This is a genomic window from Scandinavium sp. M-37, from assembly GCF_043558715.1.
Taxonomy (GTDB): Bacteria; Pseudomonadota; Gammaproteobacteria; order Enterobacterales; family Enterobacteriaceae; genus Scandinavium; species Scandinavium vulneris_A.
The window spans coordinates 77,352-99,834 of the sequence record NZ_JBIGIN010000008.1; the positions used below are offsets into that span (position 1 = coordinate 77,352).

The window sequence follows — 22,483 nt, forward strand, 5'->3', positions numbered from 1 at the left end:
CCCATAATTAGGGGTAAACCTTTACGGAACCCCGACATTATCTATGCCTGAAGAACAACAACGATACGCCCTACCGGCCAAAGCGGGCGAGCAGCGTCTGCTGGGAGAGTTAACCGGTGCCGCCTGTGCAACCGAAGTTGCGCAGATTGTCGAACGTCATCACGGTCCGGTGGTGCTTATCGCCCCGGACATGCAAAACGCCCTGCGTCTGCACGATGAAATCGCTCAGTTCACCGACCAGTTGGTGATGAATCTCGCCGACTGGGAAACGCTGCCGTACGACAGTTTTTCCCCGCATCAGGAGATTATCTCCTCGCGCTTGTCTACCCTGTATCAGCTCCCTACCATGCAGCGCGGGGTGCTGATCGTTCCGGTCAATACTCTGATGCAGCGCGTATGCCCGCACAATTATCTGCACGGTCATGCGCTGGTGATGAAAAAAGGTCAGCGACTGTCTCGCGATACCCTGCGTGAACAGCTCGACAGCGCCGGGTATCGTCACGTCGATCAGGTTATGGAGCACGGGGAATACGCCACCCGTGGTGCGCTGCTGGACTTGTTCCCGATGGGCAGCGATCGCCCGTATCGTCTTGATTTCTTCGATGATGAAATTGACAGCCTGCGTCTGTTTGATGCCGACACCCAGCGCACGCTGGAGGAAGTCGAGGCCATCAATCTGCTCCCGGCGCACGAATTCCCGACCGATAAAACCGCCATCGAGCTGTTCCGCAGCCAGTGGCGAGACCAGTTTGAGGTGAAGCGCGACGCCGAGCACATCTATCAACAGGTCAGCAAAGGTACTTTACCGGCAGGGATCGAATACTGGCAGCCGCTGTTCTTCAGCGAGCCGCTCCCGCCGTTGTTCAGTTATTTCCCGGCCAATACCCTGCTGGTCAACACTGGCGATCTGGAGGCCAGCGCCCAGCGTTTTGAAGCCGATGCCCGGGCCCGTTTCGAAAACCGCGGTGTGGATCCGATGCGTCCGCTGCTGCCACCCGAAACGCTGTGGCTGCGCACCGATGAACTGTTCAGCGAGCTGAAAAAATGGCCGCGCGTCCAGCTGAAAACCGAACAGCTCGCCAGCAAAGCGGCAAACGTCAATCTCGGCTATCAGAAGCTGCCGGACGTCGCCGTCCAGGCCCAGCAGAAAGCCCCGCTGGATAACCTGCGCCGCTTCCTGGAGGCCTTCGACGGCCCGGTGATTTTCTCGGTGGAAAGTGAAGGCCGTCGCGAGGCGCTGGGCGAGTTGCTGTCGCGTATCAAGCTATCGCCGAAGCGCATCCAGCGTCTGGATGAGTGTGAAGGCAACGGTCGCTATCTGATGATTGGCTCCGCCGAGCACGGCTATATCGACACCCTGCGCAGCCGGGCGCTGATTTGCGAAAGCGATTTGCTGGGCGAGCGCGTGGCGCGTCGTCGTCAGGATTCGCGGCGTACCATCAACCCGGATACGCTGATCCGTAACCTCGCGGAACTGCATCCCGGTCAGCCAGTTGTTCATCTCGAGCATGGGGTGGGCCGTTATGCGGGGATGACCACACTCGAGGCTGGCGGCATCACCGGTGAGTATCTGATGCTCACCTACGCCAACGATGCCAAACTGTACGTGCCGGTTTCCTCTTTGCATCTGATCAGCCGCTACGCGGGTGGCGCAGAAGATAACGCCCCACTGCATAAACTCGGCGGCGACGTCTGGGCGCGGGCGCGGCAAAAAGCAGCGGAAAAAGTGCGTGACGTGGCCGCCGAACTGCTGGATATCTACGCCCAGCGTGCGGCCAAATCCGGCTATGCGTTTAAACACGACAGGGAACAGTATCAGATGTTCTGCGATACCTTCCCATTTGAAACCACGCCGGATCAGGCTCAGGCCATCAACGCCGTATTAAGCGATATGTGTCAGCCGCTGGCGATGGATCGTCTGGTCTGTGGCGACGTGGGCTTTGGTAAAACCGAAGTGGCGATGCGCGCCGCCTTCCTGGCGGTGGAAAACAACAAGCAGGTGGCGGTCCTGGTGCCGACCACCCTGCTCGCCCAGCAGCATTTCGACAACTTCCGCGACCGCTTTGCCAACTGGCCGGTGCGAATCGAAATGCTCTCACGTTTTCGCAGCGGCAAAGAGCAGACGCAAATTCTGGAACAGGCCGCTGAAGGTAAAATCGACATTCTGATAGGCACCCATAAACTGCTGCAAAGCGATGTGAAATGGAAAGATTTGGGCCTGCTGATCGTCGATGAAGAACACCGCTTCGGCGTGCGGCACAAAGAGCGAATCAAAGCGATGCGCGCCGATGTTGATATTCTGACCCTGACCGCCACGCCAATCCCACGTACGCTGAACATGGCGATGAGCGGGATGCGCGACCTGTCGATTATCGCCACCCCGCCTGCCCGCCGTCTGGCGGTGAAAACCTTCGTTCGTCAGTATGATGAACTGGTGGTGCGGGAGGCTATTCTGCGTGAAGTGTTGCGCGGTGGGCAGGTTTACTACCTGTACAACGATGTCGAAAACATTCAGAAAGCGGCCGACAGGCTGGCGGCGCTGGTGCCGGAAGCGCGGGTCGCCATCGGTCACGGTCAGATGCGCGAGCGGGAGCTGGAACGGGTAATGAACGATTTCCACCACCAGCGCTTCAATGTGCTGGTGTGTACCACCATTATCGAAACCGGGATCGACATTCCGACCGCCAACACCATTATCATCGAACGGGCCGATCACTTTGGCCTCGCTCAGCTGCACCAGCTGCGCGGTCGCGTGGGGCGTTCGCATCATCAGGCCTACGCCTGGCTGCTGACGCCGCATCCGAAAGCGATGACCACCGACGCACAAAAACGTCTGGAGGCGATAGCATCGCTGGAAGATTTAGGGGCCGGTTTTGCGTTGGCCACCCACGATCTCGAGATCCGTGGGGCGGGTGAACTGCTCGGCGAAGATCAGAGTGGCTCGATGGAAACCATCGGGTTCTCGCTGTATATGGAACTGCTTGAAAACGCCGTCGATGCGTTGAAAGCCGGGCGTGAGCCGTCGCTGGAAGATTTAACCAGCCAGCAAACCGAAGTCGAACTGCGAATGCCCTCCCTACTGCCGGACGATTTCATTCCGGATGTGAACACCCGCCTGTCGTTCTATAAACGCATCGCCAGCGCCAAAGGTGAACAGGCGTTGGACGAGCTGAAAGTCGAACTGATCGACCGTTTCGGTCTGCTACCGGATGCCGCGCGTAACCTGCTGGATATTGCGCGTTTACGTCAGCAGGCGCAGAAGCTGGGCATTCGTAAGCTGGAAGGTAACGACAAAGGCGGCGTGATTGAGTTCAATGAGAAAAACCACGTTAATCCGGCGTGGCTGATTGGGTTGCTGCAAAAACAGCCGCAGCACTATCGTCTTGATGGGCCGACGCGGCTGAAATTTTTCCAGGACCTAACCGAGCGTAAAGAACGTATGGAATGGGTGCGCAACTTTATGCAGCAGTTGGAAGAGAACGCTGTCGCCTGATCCCCCTGTCCCGGCGGCGATCGTCGCCGGGCATCTTCTCCCTGCAATAATTTACACACTCTTTGCAAACCATTGAAACATCCAGACACGACCTGACGCCATAATGAGGGTTTTCCCTGCTCAATCACCGTTATGGATGTGCTGTGATGATGATTCAATCGCGTTTTATGCGTCTGCTCGGCCTGCTGGCCGTCGTCGCGACCGTCACAATGGCGCTTCCCGTTCGCGCTAATACCTGGCCCCTTCCGCCCACAGGCAGTCGTCTGGTGGGTGAAAACCGCTTTCACGTCGTGGAAAACAACGGCGGATCGCTGGAGGCTATCGCTAAAAAATATAACGTGGGATTCCTGGCGTTACTGCAGGCCAATCCCGGCGTGGACCCGTACGTGCCTCGCGCGGGCAGCGTGCTGACCATTCCGCTGCAAACCCTGCTCCCGGATGCCCCGCGTGAAGGCATGGTGATTAACCTGGCGGAACTGCGTCTCTACTACTATCCGCCGGGTAAAAACAGCGTGACCATTTACCCGATAGGTATCGGTCAACTTGGCGGCACCACCCTCACCCCAACGATGGTGACCACCGTATCCGACAAACGTGCGAACCCAACCTGGACGCCAACCGCCAATATTCGTGCGCGTTATAAAGCCATGGGAGTGGATTTGCCAGCGGTAGTTCCAGCCGGGCCGGATAACCCGATGGGTCATCATGCGATTCGTCTTTCGGCCTACGGCGGCGTGTACTTGCTGCACGGCACCAACGCCGATTTTGGCATCGGGATGCGCGTCAGCTCGGGCTGTATTCGCCTGCGCGATGGCGATATCGAAACCTTGTTCAAACAGGTCACCCCGGGCACCAAAGTGAATATTATCAATACGCCGATTAAAGCGTCAGTCGAGCCAGGCGGCGTGCATCTGGTGGAAGTTCACCAGCCGCTGTCGAAGCATATTGATGATGACCCAAAAGTGCTGCCGATTGCCCTGAATGCCAGCATGGAAGCCTTCAAAAAGTCGCCACAGACGGATGCACAAGTCATGGAGCATGTGATGGAGGTGCGCTCCGGTATGCCGGTAGATGTCACCCATCACGACGCGCCGCAGACGCTGAATCAACAATCGTTCTAATCTCATAACGAAAAAAAACACCGCGACAAATGTCGCGGTGTTTTTTTTGGCAGTGGCATTGCCGAGGATTAAATAAGGCGGGCCTTATTTATAGATTACTGCGGTCCCGTGGAGGGTGTTAGGACCCGTAACAGAGGTAATGCGGAATGATTTTGCGCCCATGGCGTCGGCCTGCTGTGCCAGCTGATCTTCAAGAGAACCCAGGTTAGTCCCGGCGCTGGCGGAAATCACACCCACTTTCTGCTGATCGACTGGGGTGGACTGGACTTCAACCGCAGCAAAGCTTGCGAATGACAGAGAACTCAGAACGGCGGCAACGACCAGGGTTTTGATGCTTTTCATGATTATTATACCTATGCAGATGAATTTGTTAGGTCGTTATGATTAACTTAACGATCGATAGGTAAAGAATAATGTGATCCAGGTCACACGTCAAATTCTTTTTATAACGATTATTATTTAATTTATTTATCCCTTATTTTTCATAACTATAGGATTATTTTATTTTACGAGATTCGGCACTGGTTATGCCGGGCGTTTGTTTTTATAATGAAGGCTTAACACAACCACAGAGGTACTACGGCGCCATGACAACTGAAGTCGTAAGTTGCGCAAAAAAAAGCCGTGGCCGACCCAAAGTGTTCGACAGGGACGTGGCGCTTGATAAGGCCATGACACTCTTCTGGCAGCACGGCTATGAAGCGACATCGCTCGCGGATTTAGTCGAAGCAACCGGTGCGAAAGCCCCGACGCTGTACGCAGAATTTGTGAATAAAGAGGGGCTGTTCCGGGCCGTTCTTGACCGTTACATTTCACGTTTTGCCGATAAGCACGAAGCCCAGCTTTTTTGCGAAGAGAAATCGGTAGAAGACGCACTGCGCGACTATTTCCGCGCGGTCGCAACCTGCTTCACCAGTAAAGAGACCCCGGCGGGCTGCTTTATGATTAATACGTCCGCGACACTTGCAGCATCGTCGAAAGAGATTGCGCGCACAATCAAGTCGCGCCATGCGATGCAGGAAAAAACGCTGTGTGAGTTTCTGACCCAGCGTCAGGTGCGGGGTGAAATACCGGCGGACAAATGCATTGGTGAGCTGGCACAATTCCTGAGCTGTATTCTGCAAGGGATGTCGATCAGCGCTCGCGAAGGGGCCAGCCTCGAGACGCTACTGCAAATTACCGACACCACCCTACGGCTGTGGCCACAGATGCTGAAAATCTGAGAGCCTTTATCGTAATCATAAAAAAAGCCCCTCAGCCTGAGCGTTTGAGGGGCCAATTCTAGCGTAGAGTACTGCTTTTTTTAGGCTTTGTTATTCAGAACCAGCTGACCGTTGTTGTCCAGTGGGATCTGAGAGCCAGGATCTTTATCCATACGGATTTTCCCCTGCTGATCGCCAATTTTGTAGGTCACGTCGTAGCCCAACATTTTGTCAGACTTATCATATACCGTTTTGCAGCGCTGCTGCGTCGTGGTGTAGGTATCGTTATTTTGCATTGAACCCTGGATCTGGTTCCCGGCGTAACCGCCACCCAGCGCGCCTGCGACTGTGGCAACATCTTTTCCACGTCCCCCACCAAACTGGTGACCAATAACCCCACCCGCTACGGCACCCAGTACCGAACCGGCAATGCGGTTTTCGTCCTGAACCGGACGACGATGGGTCACGGCAACGTTACGGCATTCCTGACGCGGCGTTTTCACACTTTCTTTAATCGGGGTGGCTGAAATGACCTGCGCGTATTGCGGGCCACGGTCAAACACATTCAGACTGGCAACCGCCGCCACGCCCAGCGCAGCAGCTACGCCAATCCCTATACCCGCCAACATAGATTTATTCACGGGAGTTCCTCCTTTGTTGCTGTTGGTAACAATTTTGCTACCTAAGAGGAAACGTGGATATAGGAATTAGGATCAAAAAAAGGGGTTATGAAGGGGAAAAACGCGGGTTTCGGAGAAGTCTGAACAAGCCCGGCAAGCGCAGCGCCGCCGGGCGTTTTAGAACTTAGTGCAGTTTAAGACGCGGGCGAATCACCCGGTTGATACTGCCCACCAGCATCATCAGGCCGGTTTTGAAGTAGCCGTGCAGTGCAATCTGGTGCATACGGTACAGCGAGATGTAGACAAAGCGTGCGATGCGCCCTTCAACCATCATTGAGCCGCGCATCAGGTTACCCATCAGGCTGCCGACCGTCGAATAGTTCGACAGTGATACCAGCGAACCGTGATCTTTATAGGTATACGCTTTCAGCGGTTTGCCTTTGATCTGCGCCAGAATATTGCTCAACGCCAGGCTTGCCATCTGGTGCGCAGCCTGCGCACGCGGTGGCACGAAACCACCTTCCGGACGCGCGCACGAAGCACAGTCGCCGATGGCGTAGATATCCGCATCGCGGGTAGTTTGCAGCGTCGGCTCAACCACCAGTTGGTTGATGCGGTTGGTCTCCAGGCCGCCGATGTCTTTCATGAAGTCTGGCGCCTTGATACCCGCCGCCCACACCATCAGATCGGCATTGATGTATTCGCCATCTTTGGTGTGCAGGCCGCCTGCATCGGCGCTGGTGACCATTGTCTGCGTCAGAACGCGGACGCCCATTTTGGTGAGCTCGCTGTGCGCAGCGCTGGAAATACGCGGCGGCAGCGCAGGCAGAATACGTTCGCCCGCTTCCACCAGCGTGACGTTCAGCGCGTCATTAGTCAGGCCTTTGTAGCCGTAGCTGTGCAGCTGTTTCACTGCGTTATGCAGTTCAGCCGACAGTTCTACGCCGGTCGCCCCACCGCCGACGATGGCGATGTTTACCTTGCCATTAGCACCCAGATTACTGGAGTGCTTCAGGAACAGGTTGAGCATTTCCTGATGGAAACGGCGCGCCTGATGCGGGTTGTCGAGGAAAATGCAGTTTTCCTTCACGCCCGGGGTGTTGAAATCGTTAGAGGTGCTGCCCAGCGCCATCACCAGCGTGTCATACGCCAGCTTGCGCTCAGGCACCAGCAGCTCGCCCTTCTCGTCGCGCAGTTCTGCGAGCGTCAGCGTTTTGGTTTCACGGTTGATATCGACCACCGATCCCAGCTGGAACTGGAAGTGATGGTTACGGGCGTGCGCCAGATAGCTCAGCGCGTCCACACCTTCGTCCAGCGAACCGGTTGCCACTTCGTGCAGCAGCGGTTTCCACAGGTGGCTATGGTTTCGGTCTACCAACGTAATTTTTGCTTTTTTGCCACGGCCAAGCTTTCTACCCAGTTGAGTAGCCAACTCCAGCCCGCCGGCACCACCACCCACAATCACAATCTTTTTCAATGGCGTAGTCAACGTGACCCCCTAAATTATTAACCAATTGTTAATTAAAAGTTATAAAAATAGCCTTTAATTAACAACAAGTTAGAGACCTAAATCCTGACAAGAGTGTGAAGAATATCACGCGAGGTGCATTGGTCATACCAAAATTGATATGAATCAAGTTTTACAGCTTAATCGTTGAGCAAGTGTAGCCAATATGGGCGGGAGTGCGCGCCTGATGAGCGGGTATTCACCAGGCGCAGAGCGGGTTTAGCCGAGGGTTTTGAAGGCTTTGATACGCTGTAAATGGGGAGAGATGTTCTTGAACTTATGCGTCTGCACCTCATCCCAGATAATTTCGTAGTAATGATGCATCAGCTCAGCCGAGCGCTGGCTGTTGAGCGCTTCGTCCTCACGGGAGAGGATCACCAGACAGCGATCGCGGTTCTTCTCACGGAAATTGCTCACGCATTTCGTGCCGATATCGGCGTACTCTTCCGGCCGGTCAATTTTGCCTTCCATGTTCTCATTTGGGAACAAATTCGGGTTGAAAATGACCTGGCGGATATCGCACAGGAAACCGATCCGCTCGGCCCAGTAGCCACCGAGGCCTACCCCGCAAATCAGCGGGCGATCGTCAGCACTGAGCTGCAGCATTTTGTCCACTTCTTTGAGTAAATGCTGCATATCATGCTTCGGGTGAAGCGTGCTGTAGCTAATCAGACGGACATCCGGATCGATGAACTGCAACTGCAGCACCTTTTCGTGATTTCCCGGACTGTTCGAGTCGAAACCGTGCAAATAAATAATCATTCCATCCTCACAACACTGCCAATCCCGTTTCGGGAGGTTAATGAGCGGCTTTATGGGCCTGCCAGCGTTCGTGCAGGTCATTCAGCTGCGCGCTGACCGTCTTCCACCGAGCGGAATCCATCAGCTCCTGACGGGTAAATGAACCTTTATGATACAATTTCGTAACACGCTCTGCTTTGATCGGCGACAGGTTATCCAACACGCTGACCGCGCCCTTACGATTATTGCAGACCAGGATCATATCGCAACCTGCGTCCAGCGATGCCTGACCGCGTTCCGCGTAGCTCCCCATGACAGCCGCGCCTTCCATGGACAAATCGTCAGAGAAAATCACTCCGTCAAAGCCCAGCTCACCGCGCAGCACGGTTTTCAGCCAATGCGGAGAACCGCTGGCCGGACGCGGGTCCACTTCGCTGTAAATCACATGCGCAGGCATGATGGCATCGAGCCGGTTCTCGGTAATCAACGTCTGGAATACCGCCATGTCTTTGGCGCGGATCTCGGCCTCTGCCCGCGGGTCCTGTGGTGTTTCTTTATGCGAATCGGCGGTTACGGCCCCGTGGCCCGGGAAGTGTTTACCGGTGGTTTTCATCCCGGCGTCATGCATGCCGTCAATGAATTGACGCGCCATTGCCAGCGCTTTATGCGGGTCAGCATGGTAGGAGCGCTCGCCAATCGCAGCGCTGATGTGCCCGACGTCCAGGACTGGCGCGAAGCTGATATCAATGTCCATCGCAATCATTTCTGACGCCATCAGCCACCCCGCGGCTTTCGCCAGTTCACCGCCCTGCTCCAGCCCTAACAATTCAGCAAATGACTGCGCGGCAGGCAAACGCGTGAACCCTTCGCGGAAACGCTGAACGCGGCCGCCTTCCTGATCCACCGCGACAACCAGATGATTTTTCGAGGCCGCGCGAATCTGGCGAACCAGTTCACGCAACTGCGCCGGATCGTGGTAGTTACGGGTGAACAGGATAAGTCCACCTACCAGCGGATGCGCCAGAATTTCCCGTTCTTCTGCATCCAACTCATACCCTTCAACGTCTAACATTACTGGGCCCACAGTGACCTCTCCTTTCCTTTATGCGTTAACGTGCGCCAGCCTTCATTCGCCAGCGCAATAAATTGTTGGTCGCCGGTCTGCTGCCAGCGATATTCATACCAGGTGGTCATCAGCAGCTGAATCCACGGCTGCCAGCGTTTAACCTGCTGCGTGAGGATGGCGTTATCCAGATGTGCCGCCTGAGCGTAGGCGGCAATCAACGCGGTTCGCTGCGCGGTGGTTTCCGTCCACACCGCCGCCAGTTCGAGGGCGATATCGCCATCGGCGGCATATTCCCAGTCAATCAGCTTCATTCCGTCTGGGGTGTGGATAATGTTGCCCGCGTGGACATCCATATGCAACGGTGCCAGACGCAGCGGCTGTGGTTCACCCTGACTGCGCAAACGCTTGAGCGAACGTAGCCAGAGCGGCGTGCGGCGCTGCGGGCTACTGAACTGCCAGTAGCGTTCGAGCAAGGGGAATAAAGCCACCCGCCAACCAAAGCGTTTTTGCCGATGCAGATGATACAGCAAGGTCGCGGTCGCGTGGGCATCCGGTAATGTCGGGCGCGTCTCACCATCGAGATAAGCCACCGCCATCCAGCCGGGAAAATAACCCAACGGCGCAGGAGCCAGCGAGGAAGGAAGCGCGTGCAGGGCGCGATGCTGGCGTAAGAAATGAAAATCAGGGGCCGACGGATCGTGATGCTTACGCAGGACAATCCGCTGCCCCTGACGTTCGATAATGCAGCTTCCTCCGCTCAGCCCCGCCGTAGCGGAGCGAACCAAAGGGTGATAGCCGGGAAAATAGCGTGACAGGCATTCGTCACGCGATAGCTTACTGTTGCGCAACCGCACCTTTACCTGACCAGAGGATCTCGCCCGACTGGACCATCATCAGCTGCATGGAGAGCGTCGGGGTGTTCACGTTACCCGTCGCGTTGGAATACAGCACGTACTGAGCGCCGACGGTGCGCGCCAGGCCCATCGCTTTATTACGCGAGCCCAGGCTGTCCTGCGGGGAAAGTCCCAGCTGCTGTTTGGCCACCGCCAGCTGCTGTGCCGACACCAGGGTGAACTTGTTGTTGCCTTGCAGCGCATTGACCAGTGCGGTGGTCGCCTCAGCGGTGTTCAGCGAACCGTTGGTCCGGTTATTAACGCTGTCGACCATCAGGACGCTGCCCGCCGTGACACCATCGGCCTGCAGCATTTTCCCAACCAGCGGCTGGGCGGCACCGTTCCAGTCATAGTGACGAACGCGTGGCGCTGGCTGTTCTGGCTGTGGAGTAATCGGGCCAGGCTGCGTTGGAATGGTGGGCACCACCGGCACCGTGGTCGGCGGCGGCGTTTGCGGTTGTTCTGGCGTCGGTTTCGCTTCTTCTACCGGCGCGGGTTTATCACGTTGACTCACACACCCGGACAGGAACAGTGCCACCGCCGCGATAAACGCATAGCGACTCAGTTTACTCATTACTTTTTACCCCTCAAAGATAAAGATAAAGCCGGACTTTATGCGCACCCAGGCTGTTTGCGCCGCCGTAAAGCGTGACCGAAGACTGTGCCGGAACGGTCACCGTTCGCGGTGCCTCCAGCGGATGCATTTCCAGTCCTCTGGCGTCATACCAGTAGAAACGATAGTGAACGGTGACCGGCGTTGTGCGCTCGTTATAGAGCTGCGACGAGGCCGTCGCCTGTATTTCAGAGGTCGTGAGTTGCGGATTTTCAGCGCTGATCCCAGCCGCCAACACATTGGCCTCCATGACCAACGTTTGCTGCTCGCCTACCGGAATCTCCGGATGCGATCCACAACCCACCAGCAACATGCCCGTAAGCAGTGCGGCAATTCGGCCACCTTTCATGTGTTTATCCTTTATGCGCGAGCATTGGGCCCAGCGGACGACCACCCAGCAGGTGCATATGAATATGATAAACCTCCTGGCCGCCGTGGCGATTACAGTTAACGATCAGGCGATAGCCCTCTTCCGCAATGCCTTCGGCTTCAGCAATTTTTGCCGCCACGGTCATCATGCGGCCTAACGCCTGCTCATGTGCCGCCGTCACGTCGTTCACCGTCGGGATAAGGATATTCGGGATAATGAGAATGTGGCTTGGTGCCTGAGGCGAGATATCACGAAAAGCAGTCACCAGCTCGTCCTGATAGACAATATCCGCTGGGATTTCACGACGAATAATTTTGCTGAAAATCGTTTCTTCTGCCATGGCTTGTTCCTTTTTATAGATTACCGTGCGGTATAGAGTCTTCATCTAATAGCGTAAGAGTATGAGCGAGTTAGTCTCTTTCTTTCAACCTGATCCCCTACTTTTGTTTTCCAATATTAATTTTGCGCTGAATGCTTAACCACTCCTTCGTTATATCGACCTGCCTCAGGGATTAAAACAAAGTTTCAAATACTGGCTTACATCCGTTTACAGAGATAACGTGAATGCGTATATTTCGCATTTGCATTTTCATGCAATAACACCGCGCATATAACAACAACCAATATAAGGGTTTGACCGATGTCTTTCACTTTTGACTCCAGGGACAAGCAGCACAGACTGCCCGCCTCGCCGTCACGTCTCGCAGCCTGTATTGCTTTCGCCTTACTGCCGGGGGCCGTTCATGCAGCGAACACTCCTCTTAACGAAGAAACCGTGGTCGTTGAGGGCTCCGTCGATAACGCGACAGATAACGCACAGGACAAGGATTACAGCGTTAAAACCACCACGACCGGCACAAAATTACTGTTGGTTCCTCGTGATATTCCGCAGTCGGTAAGCGTCATTAGCCAGCAGCGTATGCAGGATCAGAACCTGCAAACCATCGGCCAGGTGTTAACCAATACCACCGGCGTAACGGCCCAGGTGCAGGACAGCGACCGCACCGTGTTTTATTCTCGGGGTTTCTTCGTCAGCAACTATGCCTATGACGATCTGCCGACGTCCATCAGTGAAGTATGGAACTTCGGTGATACCGCCACGGATACCGCCATCTATGACCGCATCGAAGTGGTTCGTGGGGCCACCGGCCTGATGAGTGGCACCGGCAACCCGGCCGCCTACGTCAACATGGTGCGTAAACACGCTGACAGCCGTGAGTTTCAGGGCAACGCCTCTGTGAGCTACGGCAGCTGGGACAAACAGCGCTATGTTCTCGATTTACAGGCTCCGTTGGTGGAATCCGGTAAGGTGCGTGGGCGCGTGATTGCGGGCTATCAGGACAACGATTCGTGGGTGGATAACTATCACTACCGTAAAAAATTCCTCTACGGCGTGGTTGATGCCGACCTCACCGACAGCACCACCCTGTCACTCGGCTATGAATATCAGGAAAGTAACACCGAAGACCCAACCTGGGGCGGCCTGCCGACGTGGTACGCCGACGGCAGTAAAACCCATTACAACCGCAGCGATACCGTGGCACCTGACTGGGCCTACTCCGATAAAGACAGCACTAAAGTGTTCGCCAACTTTACCCAGCGCTTTGATAACGGCTGGGAAGCACATGTTAATGGTATGCACGCGGAAACTAACTTCGATACCAAACTGATGTACATGTCGGGCTATCCGGATAAAGAAACCGGCAACGGGATGGTTGGCTACGGTGGCTGGAACCGCGGCGAGCGTAAACAGGATGCAGTCGATGCGTTCCTGCGCGGCGGCTTTGAGCTGTTCGGTCGTCAGCATGAGATGATGGTCGGCGGTAGCCTCAGCCATCAGCGTAACCATTACGATAACTCGATGCCGGATGCCCTGTATGGCATGGTCGATATTGGCAGTTTCAAAAACTGGAAAAGCAATATTCCCGACCCGCAATGGACCGCGTGGAAGCTCTACAGCAAAGACGACATTAATCAGTCATCAGCCTACACCTCTGCGCGTTTCTCACTGGCCGATCCGCTGCATCTGATCCTCGGTGCGCGTTACACCAACTACAACATCAAGTACAACCCGGCGGGCGCACCGGATACGCGTCTGGAAAGCACCAAAGACGACGTTACCCCGTACGCAGGTTTGGTGTATGACATCAACGAAGACTGGTCGGCATACGCCAGCTACACCAACATCTTCCAGCCGCAGGACAAGCGCGACGCCAATGGACGGTATCTTGATCCGACCACCGGCAAGAGCTACGAAGCCGGGGTGAAAGCCGACTGGTTTAATACCCGTCTGACGACGTCGCTGGCGGTGTTCCGCATCGAACAGGATAATGTAGCGAACAACACCTATACCTACCTGCCCAGCGGTGAGTCAGTCTATGAATCGCTGGATGGCGTAGTCAGTAAAGGCGTAGAGTTTGAGCTGAATGGCGCGTTGACCGACAACTGGCAGCTGACCTTCGGCGCGACACGCTACGTGGCAGAAGATAAAGACGGTAAGGCGGTAAGTTCCGATCAGCCACGCATCACCCTGAAACTGTTCACCCGTTATCAGTTGCCCATGCTACCGGAACTGGCAGTGGGCGGGGGTGTGAACTGGCAGAATAAAACCTGGACTGATGTCAGCGGCGGGCCAAACGGTCGCGACTACGTCGACCAGGGCAGCTACGGGCTGGTCAATCTGTTCAGTCGCTACCAGGTTACGAAAAACTTTGCCCTGCAGGCGAACGTGAACAACCTGTTCGACAAAGAGTATTACGACTACGTCGGGTCTTATCTCGTGTATGGGGCACCGTTGAATTTCTCGGTATCTGCCAGCTACGATTTCTAAACCCACGCCCGGCGGCGTTTCGTTTGCACGGGCCGTCGGTTTATCACCGTAAAATGACATTAAAAAAGGCAGCCAATCGGCTGCCTTAGTTTTCTCCCCACTCACTGCTTAGTTGTTGCGGATGTACTCATCCATCTCGGTTTTCAGGTTATCGGACTTGGTGCCGAAAATTGCCTGAACGCCGGAGCCTGCAACAACCACACCTGCCGCACCCAATTTCTTGAGGCCAGCCTGGTCAACTTTTGCCACATCGGCAACGCTGACACGCAGACGGGTAATACATGCGTCGAGGTTAGTGATGTTTTCTTTACCGCCGAAAGCTGCGACCAGAGCCGGAGCCATTTCGCCGCCAGCTGCGCCAGCTTTGCTATCTTCGGTTGCATCTTCACGACCTGGCGTCTTCAGATCCAGTGCTTTAATCAGCACACGGAACACGGTGTAGTACACCGCGGCATAGCACAGACCCACAATCGGGAACAGCCACAGGTTGCTGCTGTTACCAGACAGTACCACGAAGTCGATCAGACCATGAGAGAAGGACGTCCCGTCACGCATACCCAGCAGGATACAGATTGGGAATGCCAGACCAGCCAGTACCGCATGAATGATGTACAGGATCGGCGCAACGAACATGAAGGAGAACTCGATCGGCTCGGTGATACCGGTCAGGAACGAGGTCAGCGCTGCGGAGATCATGATACCGCCCACTTTCGCACGGTTCTCAGGTTTTGCTGAGTGCCAGATGGCAATGGCAGCAGCCGGCAGACCGTACATTTTGAACAGGAAGCCGCCAGACAGTTTGCCTGCAGTTGGGTCACCTGCCATGTAACGTGGGATATCACCGTGGAACACCTGGCCTGCGGCATTGGTGTATTCACCAATCTGCATCTGGAAAGGAACGTTCCAGATGTGGTGCAGACCGAATGGTACCAGGCAACGTTCAATGAAGCCGTAGATACCGAACGCGACTACCGGGTTCTGGTATGCAGCCCACTGAGAGAAGGTCTGGATAGCCGTACCAATCGGTGGCCAGATGAAGGACAGCACCACGCCGGTGAAGATGGCAGCCAGACCAGAGATGATCGGAACAAAGCGCTTACCAGCGAAGAAGCCCAGATACTCAGGCAGCTTGATACGGTAGAAGCGGTTGAACATGTACGCCGCGATGGCACCCGAGATGATACCGCCGAGAACACCGGTATCGGCCAGGTGTTTCGCTGCAATCTCTTCCGCAGGTAAATGCAGAACCAGAGGCGCAACCACTGCCATGGTTTTCACCATGATGCCGTAGGCGACAACGGAAGCCAGCGCCGAAACGCCATCGTTGTTGGTGAAGCCGAGGGCCACACCGATTGCGAAGATAAGCGGCATGTTTGCAAAAACAGAACCGCCTGCTTCAGCCATAACATGAGAGACGACGGCTGGCAGCCAGCTGAAGTTTGCAGAACCGACGCCCAGCAGGATACCTGCGATGGGCAGTACGGATACCGGCAGCATCAGCGATTTACCGACCTTCTGCAGGTTAGCAAATGCATTCTTGAACATATTGAGAGTGCTCCTGAGTATTTGTGCTTTTTTTACGCTTTCACGCATTGGCGAGGGGGGGAGAACCTCGCCGTGTACAGGACATCTAAGCGTCCTTTTATTTATTACGCAGAGTAAAATAAATCGGTTTATTTTTGTTTGACAGCCATCACGTTTCAGCCAGCAATCCACTTAAAACTTGCATTATTTTACAAAAGTTGTTTCTACTCATTACAAAGAGAGGGTTCGCCGCCCTTTTTGAGGCGGTGAACTTTACTCGCTTTGGGTATTAATTACGAGCTTTAAAATAAGCTGACGAATCAGGCAGATCGCAGGCGGGAGGGGTCGATATGGAACAGCGTGGCGAAGTTTTCAGTGGTCTGTTGCGCCAGCTGTTCAAGGGATACCCCTTTCAGTACGGCCATGTATTCTGCGACATCGCGGGTCATCGCCGGCTGGTTCTCTTTTCCCCGATGCGGAACCGGGGCCAGGTACGGTGAATCGGTTTCAACCAGCATTCGGTCAACCGGCACGTATCGCGCCGCATCGCGTAGCTGTTCGGCGTTGCGGAAGGTGACGATGCCGGAAAACGAGATATAGAACCCCAGATCGAGCAATTTCCCCGCGGTCTCCCTGTCCTCTGTGAAACAGTGTAGTACGCCCCCGCAATCCGTCACCTTTTCATCGCGCAGAATAGCGAGCGTATCTTCCCGTGCATCACGGGTATGGACGATAACCGGCTTGTTCAGCTCGCGACCAATGCGGATGTGCTCGGCAAAAGAGGCCTGCTGGCGGGCTTTCGTTTCCGGGGTGTAATAATAGTCGAGGCCGGTTTCGCCCATCGCGACTACACCCTCTTCTGCTGCCATCCGCCGCAATTCGGCGAAGTCATAATCCTCATCCTGATTAAGCGGGTGAACGCCGCAGGAGAAGACCACGTTATCGCGCTCGCCGACCAGCTCACGCATGCTGCGATAACCCGGCAGCGTAGTCGCCACCGCCAGGCAAAACTTCACGTCACGGGCGGCGGCTTTCGCCAGCACGTCGTCCACGTCCTTATGCAGTGATTGATAATCCAGGCCATCAAGATGGCAGTGCGAGTCGACTAAAAACATAATGTCTCTCTCTTAAGATTTCTTATGACAGGTGAATGGCTTACAGATGAGCGTTCTACAAGTGAGCCAGGGGCAACATGCTGGCGGGTTGCTGCCAGTGTTCCCAGCGTAATAAGCGGTCGTTGAGCATCAGCTCGCGGTTCAGTCCGGTGACATTTAACAGCTGTTCACGGCATTCACAGGCGTCATGGGTCATCGCCTGCAGTCGCGCCGGTGAAAGGTGATTCGCCACACGCTGCACCAGAGTCCATACATCGACGTTGGTCAACAGGGAGATGCCCTGCTGCATCTTCTGGGCATCCAGCAGGAGGGAGGTGAGCCAGTACAGGCGCTCCGCCACGCTGTCGTGATTGAGTACGGGCAGCAGCGACAACCAGTCACCGCTTTGCAACGCGCCGTCCAGCGCCGTACAAAGTTGTTGCCGAGGGGCAAAACGCGACTCGTCCAGCAGTTCCAGCGCCGCTGCGGGCGCGCCGGCCGTCAGGCGTAAGGCGGTGAGTAAACCTTCTTGTGACGTTGTCACCTCCCTGCCCAGCCATGCCAGACCGTAGTTTTCAGCCGGGGGTGCCAGATGGAAATGACGGCAGCGACTGCGCAGTGTCGCCAGCAGGCGGGCAGGTTCTTCACATTGCAGGAAGAACCAGGTGTTTTCCGGCGGCTCTTCCAGGGTTTTTAACAGCGCATTCGCTGCGGCTTCCGTCAACTGTGCCGCATCGCTGACCCACACCACTTTCGCCCCGCCGAGGCGGGCACGTTCGTAGAGTTTTTCGGTGATGGCACGTACCGCGTCGATCCCCAGGGTGTTTTTGCCCTTTTCCGGCGCTAAGTGATAATAATCCGGATGGGTGCCCGCCTGCATCAGCTGACAGCTATGGCATTTTCCGCAGCTTTTCTGTCCGTCCGGCGTGTGGCACATCTGGAATCGTACCAGGGCGTACACCAGCGCATCCGCGCCCAGACCGGGCAGCGCCTGCACTAACAGGGCGTGATGGCCGCGTCCGGACTGGTAGCTAGCAACCAGCTGCTCGAACGGCGGGCGCAGCCACGGATACCATTTCATGCGCCCTGCTCCTCAATCCAGGCAATCAGGGTCGTGCGAATGTTCTGCCTCACGGTCTGCAGCGGCTGAGTGGCGTCGATAGTGCGAATGGATGGATCGTTCGCCGCCAGTTCAAGATAACGGGCGCGCGTGCGATGGAAGAAATTGAAGGATTCCTGCTCGATACGGTCCAGGTCACCGCGCGCGCGGGCGCGTTTGAGACCCACTTCCGGAGTGACATCCAGATACAGCGTAAGGTCCGGACGGAAATCCCCCAGCACCGCGTCGCGCAGCGTAGCCAACAGATGCTGATCGATACCCCGACCGCCGCCCTGATACGCCTGAGTCGAGAGGTCATGGCGATCGCCAATCACCCACTTACCTTCTGCCAGCGCCGGCTTAATGACCGTTTCGACCAACTGTACGCGGGCAGCATAGAACATCAGCACTTCCGCTTTGTCGGTGATCACTTCGTCGCCGACGGATTTGATATCCAGCACCAGACTGCGCAGTTTTTCCGCGAGAATTGTGCCGCCCGGCTCGCGGGTAAACACCAAATCACGGACGCCCATCTGCTCGAGGGTTTCGACCACCAGATTACGTGCGGTGGTTTTACCTGCGCCTTCCAGGCCTTCGATGACGATATACTTACTGCGCATTTTTTTCCTTAAGTGCTTTCAGATAATCCTGTACCGAGCGGTTGTGGCTCGCCAGATTGGTATTAAACGTGTGGCCACCTTTACCGTCGGCGACAAAATAGAGATAGGGCGTTTTCGCCGGATGTGCCGCAGCGTTGAGCGAGGCTTCCCCCGGCGTGGCAATCGGGCCCGGCGGCATCCCGGCAATCACATAGGTATTATACGCCGTTGGGGTCTCGAGATCTTTGCGGCTTAGCTTGCCATTATAGCGCTCGCCCATGCCATAAATAACCGTTGGATCGGTTTGCAGACGCATACCGACCCGCAGCCGGTTGATAAACACCGACGCCACTTTGTCGCGCTCCGCGGCTACGGCGGTCTCTTTTTCGATAATCGAGGCCATGGTCACCAGTTGGTTTTGATCCTGATACGGCAGATTGTCCGCCCGGCCTTTCCAGGCGCTCTCAACGGCATTGACCATTTTCAGGTGCGCACGTTTGAGGATCTGCAAATCGGTGGTATGGGCGGTATACATCCAGGTATCAGGCCAGAACCAGCCTTCCACCCAGTCAGGATGTTCAAGCTTCAGCGCTTCAGCCAGGGTGGCATAGCTGTCATCCTTCAGCGTGTGCTTCACGTAGGGCGCTTCACGCAGCTGTTTGAGGTAATCACTGACGCGCATCCCTTCCACGAAGCGCAACGGGAACTGTGCCTCTTTGCCGCTGGCCAGCAGCTGCAGCATGTCACGCACGCTCATACCCGGCGTAAAACGGTAGGTCCCGGCTTTAAAGTGCGACAGTTGAGGCTCAACGCGCAGCAGCCACTGGAACACGCGAGGTCGATTAATCACTTTTTCCGCATACAGCGCGTCGCCCAGCGCCATGCGCCCGGTCCCGGCTTTAAGGGTAAAGATAGTCTCATCTTTAATCAGAATTTTACTGTTCGCCAACTGGCGAACTTTCCACATCCCAACGCCTGCAGCAATCGCAAACATCACCAACAGCAGGAGGACAAACCGAAACATTTTCTTCATGACTTAGTCGATTGCTCACAAAGTGGGGCCAAAAATTCGAACAGCTCGCGTGAAAGATAGCGAGCGTCAGCAAACTGATTCACAGGAATAACGGGCATCAGCGTATTACAAATCAGCACTTCATCCGCCTGACGCACGGCGTCTTCCCGGGCATTAATTTCGACAACGCGATAACGGCTTTGTGCCAGCAACGCCAGACAGTGCTGGCGCATAATGCCCCTGACACCCGCATGGTCGAGGCGCGGAGTGAAAACGGTATCGCCCGCACGCCAGAATAAATTAGCCGCACAGCATTCCGTAACCCACCCTTCACTGTCAAGAACCAGGGCCTCATCAGCGTCTGTCTGTTCAAGATGCGCGCGGATCAGCACCTGCTCGAGGCGGTTCAGGTGTTTCAAGCCTGCCAATGCGGGATTGCGCCCGAGATGAACGGGACTTAACGCGAGGGTAATACCCTGCTGTTGCCAGCGCGGATAATGAGCAGGAGCAGGCGAAACAGAGAGAATGCGCACAGGCGTCTGACAGGCTGAAGGACTGTAACCTCGCCCTCCGCTACCGCGGGTAATGATGACTTTAAGCACGCCGTCACAGTGTTTCTGCGCCAGGGACTGCATCTCGTGTGCGAGCATTGTGGTGTCTACAAACGGGATCATCAGCGCGCGACAGGTATCCTGCAAGCGACGGAGATGCTGCTCAAAAAACAGGAGGTTGCCGTTGCGGATGCGGGCGGTGGTAAAGCAGCCGTCGCCAAACTGGATACTGCGATCGTTGGCGGCGAGAGAATCCTGTTCCACACCGTTTATCAAGAACATAGCGGCTCCTTATCAGTGACCCGTTAGCCTGGCAGGGGGAACACGCTTTCTCAAGCGGAGAAAGCTTAAAGAAAAGGCCTGCATCGCAGGCCTTTTTCATCGCTAACGGAAGATCAGACCTTTTTGAAGATCAGAGATCCGTTGGTACCACCAAAGCCGAAGGAGTTACACAGCGTGTATTCCATGCCGCTGACCTGACGCGCTTCGTGTGGCACGAAGTCGAGGTCACAACCCTCTTCTGGGTTATCCAGGTTGATGGTTGGCGGAACAGCCTGATCGCGCAGGGCCAGAATCGAGTAGATTGATTCAACCGCGCCCGCAGCGCCCAGCAGGTGACCAGTCATTGACTTGGTGGAGCTGACCATAATACGGCTTGCTGCCTCACCAAACACCGATTTCACCGCCTGTGCTTCGGCGATATCGCCAGCTGGCGTTGATGTACCGTGCGCATTGACGTAGCCAATCTGGCCAGGTTCGATACCCGCGTCGCGGATTGCGTTCACCATTGCCAGGGCGGCACCTGCACCGTTTTCTGGTGGAGACGTCATGTGGTACGCATCGCTACTCATGCCGAAACCGACGATTTCAGCATAGATTTTCGCGCCACGTTTCTTCGCGTGTTCGTACTCTTCGAGCATGATGATGCCCGCACCGTCGCCCAGCACGAAGCCATCACGGTCTTTGTCCCACGGACGGCTTGCCGCCTGCGGGTTGTCATTGCGGGTCGACAGCGCACGCGCTGCACCGAAACCGCCAACACCCAGAGGCGTACTCGCTTTTTCAGCACCACCGGCCAGCATGGCATCAGCATCGTTATAGGCAATCATTCGTGCCGCATGACCGATGTTGTGTACACCTGAGGTGCACGCCGTGGCAATGGAAATACTTGGGCCGCGCAGCCCGAACATGATGGTCAGGTGACCTGCCACCATGTTAACAATCGTGGACGGTACGAAGAATGGACTGATCTTACGTGGACCACCCTTAACCAGTGAACTGTGGTTCTCTTCGATCAAGCCGAGTCCGCCGATGCCGGAGCCAATAGCAGCACCGATACGCGAGGCGTTCTCTTCCGTCACTTCAAGGCCAGAATCCTGCATGGCCTGTACGCCAGCGACAATTCCATATTGAATAAAGGCATCCATCTTGCGCTGTTCTTTACGCGAGATAATGTCTTCACAGTTAAAATCCTTTACTAAGCCAGCAAATTTCGTTGCATAGGCGGTAGTATCGAAATGGTCGATTAGGCTGATGCCGCTCTGACCGGCAAGAAGAGATTTCCAGGTGGACTCTACGGTATTGCCGACAGGAGACAACATGCCAAGTCCGGTCACAACTACACGACGCTTAGACACGCTTGTCCTCCAGGGAGGGATAAAAAAGAGAAATGTGGGACAAAAAGATAAAACTCAGGCGGTCGAATGACCGCCTGGAGATGTTCACTTACGCCTGGTGACCGTTGATGTAATCAATGGCAGCCTGAACGGTGGTGATTTTCTCAGCTTCTTCGTCCGGAATCTCAGTATCAAACTCTTCTTCCAGAGCCATTACCAGCTCAACGGTGTCAAGAGAATCAGCGCCCAAGTCTTCAACGAAGGAAGCTGCGTTGGTAACTTCTTCCTGCTTAACGCCCAGCTGTTCGCCGATAATTTTCTTAACGCGTTCTTCGATAGTGCTCATACTCTTAAATTTCCTATCAAAACTCGCTTTCGCGATGGTTTTCGTAGTGTATAAAATGTTGAAAAATTTGCAACTAAATCCCGGCAGGTCGTACCACGATTTTACGCTATTTTGCGGGTGTTTGCCCCAATAACGCAAATCATTTTGCACGTAATCTTACTCAGAAGCGCACAGAGTGTGCGGATC

21 protein-coding genes are annotated in these 22,483 nt (G+C 55.3%); 4 read left to right on the forward strand and 17 right to left on the reverse strand.

The window, feature by feature from the left end:
* Positions 1-43: 43 nt before the first annotated feature.
* Both mfd and ACG0Z5_RS08435 read left to right on the forward strand, forming a co-directional pair.
* Positions 44-3,493: a transcription-repair coupling factor gene (gene mfd, locus ACG0Z5_RS08430; protein ID WP_394446500.1), complete on the forward strand. Its 3,450-nt coding sequence runs from the start codon at positions 44-46 to the stop codon at positions 3,491-3,493.
* A gap of 146 nt (positions 3,494-3,639) precedes the next feature.
* On the forward strand, positions 3,640-4,614 hold the full coding sequence (locus tag ACG0Z5_RS08435) for a L,D-transpeptidase family protein (RefSeq protein WP_394446501.1): 975 nt from the start codon (positions 3,640-3,642) through the stop codon (positions 4,612-4,614).
* Positions 4,615-4,698: 84 nt separating this feature from the next.
* On the opposite strand, the gene bhsA is transcribed toward ACG0Z5_RS08435, so the two are convergent.
* Complete coding sequence (gene bhsA, locus ACG0Z5_RS08440; protein ID WP_394446502.1) at positions 4,699-4,956, reverse strand: multiple stress resistance protein BhsA; 258 nt, start codon at positions 4,954-4,956, stop codon at positions 4,699-4,701.
* Between the two features lie 245 nt (positions 4,957-5,201).
* On the opposite strand from bhsA, the gene ACG0Z5_RS08445 reads away from it, so the two are divergent.
* A complete protein-coding gene (locus ACG0Z5_RS08445) occupies positions 5,202-5,837 on the forward strand; it encodes a TetR/AcrR family transcriptional regulator (RefSeq protein WP_394446503.1) in 636 nt (211 codons plus the stop codon).
* Positions 5,838-5,917: 80 nt separating this feature from the next.
* Here the strand turns inward: ACG0Z5_RS08445 and ACG0Z5_RS08450 are convergent, their stop codons facing one another.
* The 8 genes from ACG0Z5_RS08450 to hinT form a co-directional block, all read right to left on the reverse strand.
* A complete protein-coding gene (locus tag ACG0Z5_RS08450; protein WP_319629983.1) occupies positions 5,918-6,457 on the reverse strand; it encodes a glycine zipper 2TM domain-containing protein in 540 nt (179 codons plus the stop codon).
* Positions 6,458-6,620: 163 nt separating this feature from the next.
* On the reverse strand, positions 6,621-7,925 hold the full coding sequence (locus tag ACG0Z5_RS08455; RefSeq protein WP_319629982.1) for an NAD(P)/FAD-dependent oxidoreductase: 1,305 nt from the start codon (positions 7,923-7,925) through the stop codon (positions 6,621-6,623).
* A gap of 237 nt (positions 7,926-8,162) precedes the next feature.
* Positions 8,163-8,705 carry an alpha/beta hydrolase YcfP gene (gene ycfP, locus ACG0Z5_RS08460; protein WP_394446504.1) on the reverse strand — a complete coding sequence of 181 codons (543 nt, stop codon included), beginning with the start codon at positions 8,703-8,705 and terminating at the stop codon, positions 8,163-8,165.
* A 37-nt stretch (positions 8,706-8,742) separates the two neighbouring features.
* Positions 8,743-9,768 (reverse strand): beta-N-acetylhexosaminidase, encoded by a 1,026-nt coding sequence (gene nagZ, locus ACG0Z5_RS08465; RefSeq protein WP_394446505.1) that lies wholly within the window; start codon positions 9,766-9,768, stop codon positions 8,743-8,745.
* The gene (thiK, locus tag ACG0Z5_RS08470; RefSeq protein ID WP_394446506.1) at positions 9,756-10,604 is read right to left on the reverse strand and encodes a thiamine kinase; all 849 of its coding nucleotides are present in this window, start codon (positions 10,602-10,604) and stop codon (positions 9,756-9,758) included. Before thiK ends, nagZ begins: the two co-directional genes overlap by 13 nt.
* Positions 10,585-11,208 (reverse strand): penicillin-binding protein activator LpoB, encoded by a 624-nt coding sequence (lpoB, locus tag ACG0Z5_RS08475; protein ID WP_394446546.1) that lies wholly within the window; start codon positions 11,206-11,208, stop codon positions 10,585-10,587. Before lpoB ends, thiK begins: the two co-directional genes overlap by 20 nt.
* A gap of 22 nt (positions 11,209-11,230) precedes the next feature.
* On the reverse strand, positions 11,231-11,605 hold the full coding sequence (locus tag ACG0Z5_RS08480; RefSeq protein ID WP_394446507.1) for a YcfL family protein: 375 nt from the start codon (positions 11,603-11,605) through the stop codon (positions 11,231-11,233).
* Between the two features lie 4 nt (positions 11,606-11,609).
* Complete coding sequence (gene hinT / locus ACG0Z5_RS08485; protein WP_319629977.1) at positions 11,610-11,966, reverse strand: purine nucleoside phosphoramidase; 357 nt, start codon at positions 11,964-11,966, stop codon at positions 11,610-11,612.
* A 300-nt stretch (positions 11,967-12,266) separates the two neighbouring features.
* Here hinT and fhuE point away from each other — a divergent pair, with 300 nt between their 5' ends.
* Positions 12,267-14,456, forward strand: a complete 2,190-nt coding sequence (gene fhuE, locus ACG0Z5_RS08490) for a ferric-rhodotorulic acid/ferric-coprogen receptor FhuE (protein ID WP_394446508.1) — start codon at positions 12,267-12,269, stop codon at positions 14,454-14,456.
* Positions 14,457-14,564: 108 nt separating this feature from the next.
* On the opposite strand, the gene ptsG is transcribed toward fhuE, so the two are convergent.
* The 8 genes from ptsG to acpP all read right to left on the reverse strand — a co-directional run bounded on the left by ptsG (position 14,565) and on the right by acpP (position 22,297).
* Entirely contained in the window at positions 14,565-16,001 is a 1,437-nt protein-coding gene (gene ptsG / locus ACG0Z5_RS08495; RefSeq protein ID WP_394446509.1) for a PTS glucose transporter subunit IIBC, read from the reverse strand.
* A gap of 299 nt (positions 16,002-16,300) precedes the next feature.
* Positions 16,301-17,095: a metal-dependent hydrolase gene (locus ACG0Z5_RS08500; protein ID WP_394446510.1), complete on the reverse strand. Its 795-nt coding sequence runs from the start codon at positions 17,093-17,095 to the stop codon at positions 16,301-16,303.
* A 55-nt stretch (positions 17,096-17,150) separates the two neighbouring features.
* Complete coding sequence (gene holB / locus ACG0Z5_RS08505) at positions 17,151-18,155, reverse strand: DNA polymerase III subunit delta' (protein ID WP_394446511.1); 1,005 nt, start codon at positions 18,153-18,155, stop codon at positions 17,151-17,153.
* The gene (tmk, locus tag ACG0Z5_RS08510; RefSeq protein ID WP_394446512.1) at positions 18,152-18,793 is read right to left on the reverse strand and encodes a dTMP kinase; all 642 of its coding nucleotides are present in this window, start codon (positions 18,791-18,793) and stop codon (positions 18,152-18,154) included. The genes holB and tmk overlap by 4 nt, the downstream gene beginning before the upstream one ends.
* Positions 18,783-19,805, reverse strand: a complete 1,023-nt coding sequence (gene yceG, locus ACG0Z5_RS08515) for a cell division protein YceG (protein ID WP_394446513.1) — start codon at positions 19,803-19,805, stop codon at positions 18,783-18,785. The genes tmk and yceG overlap by 11 nt, the downstream gene beginning before the upstream one ends.
* Positions 19,802-20,617 (reverse strand): aminodeoxychorismate lyase, encoded by an 816-nt coding sequence (gene pabC, locus ACG0Z5_RS08520; protein ID WP_394446514.1) that lies wholly within the window; start codon positions 20,615-20,617, stop codon positions 19,802-19,804. Before pabC ends, yceG begins: the two co-directional genes overlap by 4 nt.
* Before the next feature lie 113 nt (positions 20,618-20,730).
* Complete coding sequence (gene fabF, locus ACG0Z5_RS08525) at positions 20,731-21,972, reverse strand: beta-ketoacyl-ACP synthase II (RefSeq protein WP_394446515.1); 1,242 nt, start codon at positions 21,970-21,972, stop codon at positions 20,731-20,733.
* 88 nt (positions 21,973-22,060) lie between these two features.
* Positions 22,061-22,297 carry an acyl carrier protein gene (acpP, locus tag ACG0Z5_RS08530; protein WP_319629968.1) on the reverse strand — a complete coding sequence of 79 codons (237 nt, stop codon included), beginning with the start codon at positions 22,295-22,297 and terminating at the stop codon, positions 22,061-22,063.
* Between the last annotated feature and the right edge of the window lie 186 nt (positions 22,298-22,483).

Bases quoted from the DNA above. Each gene is read 5' to 3' on its own strand.
- mfd (WP_394446500.1), top strand. From the start codon at position 44: ATGCCTGAAGAACAACAACGATACGCCCTACCGGCCAAAGCGGGCGAG.
- ACG0Z5_RS08435 (WP_394446501.1), top strand. From the start codon at position 3,640: ATGATGATTCAATCGCGTTTTATGCGTCTGCTCGGCCTGCTGGCCGTC.
- bhsA (WP_394446502.1), bottom strand. From the start codon at position 4,956: ATGAAAAGCATCAAAACCCTGGTCGTTGCCGCCGTTCTGAGTTCTCTG.
- ACG0Z5_RS08445 (WP_394446503.1), top strand. From the start codon at position 5,202: ATGACAACTGAAGTCGTAAGTTGCGCAAAAAAAAGCCGTGGCCGACCC.
- ycfP (WP_394446504.1), bottom strand. From the start codon at position 8,705: ATGATTATTTATTTGCACGGTTTCGACTCGAACAGTCCGGGAAATCAC.
- ACG0Z5_RS08480 (WP_394446507.1), bottom strand. From the start codon at position 11,605: ATGAAAGGTGGCCGAATTGCCGCACTGCTTACGGGCATGTTGCTGGTG.
- hinT (WP_319629977.1), bottom strand. From the start codon at position 11,966: ATGGCAGAAGAAACGATTTTCAGCAAAATTATTCGTCGTGAAATCCCA.
- fhuE (WP_394446508.1), top strand. From the start codon at position 12,267: ATGTCTTTCACTTTTGACTCCAGGGACAAGCAGCACAGACTGCCCGCC.
- ptsG (WP_394446509.1), bottom strand. From the start codon at position 16,001: ATGTTCAAGAATGCATTTGCTAACCTGCAGAAGGTCGGTAAATCGCTG.
- ACG0Z5_RS08500 (WP_394446510.1), bottom strand. From the start codon at position 17,095: ATGTTTTTAGTCGACTCGCACTGCCATCTTGATGGCCTGGATTATCAA.
- holB (WP_394446511.1), bottom strand. From the start codon at position 18,155: ATGAAATGGTATCCGTGGCTGCGCCCGCCGTTCGAGCAGCTGGTTGCT.
- tmk (WP_394446512.1), bottom strand. From the start codon at position 18,793: ATGCGCAGTAAGTATATCGTCATCGAAGGCCTGGAAGGCGCAGGTAAA.
- yceG (WP_394446513.1), bottom strand. From the start codon at position 19,805: ATGAAGAAAATGTTTCGGTTTGTCCTCCTGCTGTTGGTGATGTTTGCG.
- pabC (WP_394446514.1), bottom strand. From the start codon at position 20,617: ATGTTCTTGATAAACGGTGTGGAACAGGATTCTCTCGCCGCCAACGAT.
- acpP (WP_319629968.1), bottom strand. From the start codon at position 22,297: ATGAGCACTATCGAAGAACGCGTTAAGAAAATTATCGGCGAACAGCTG.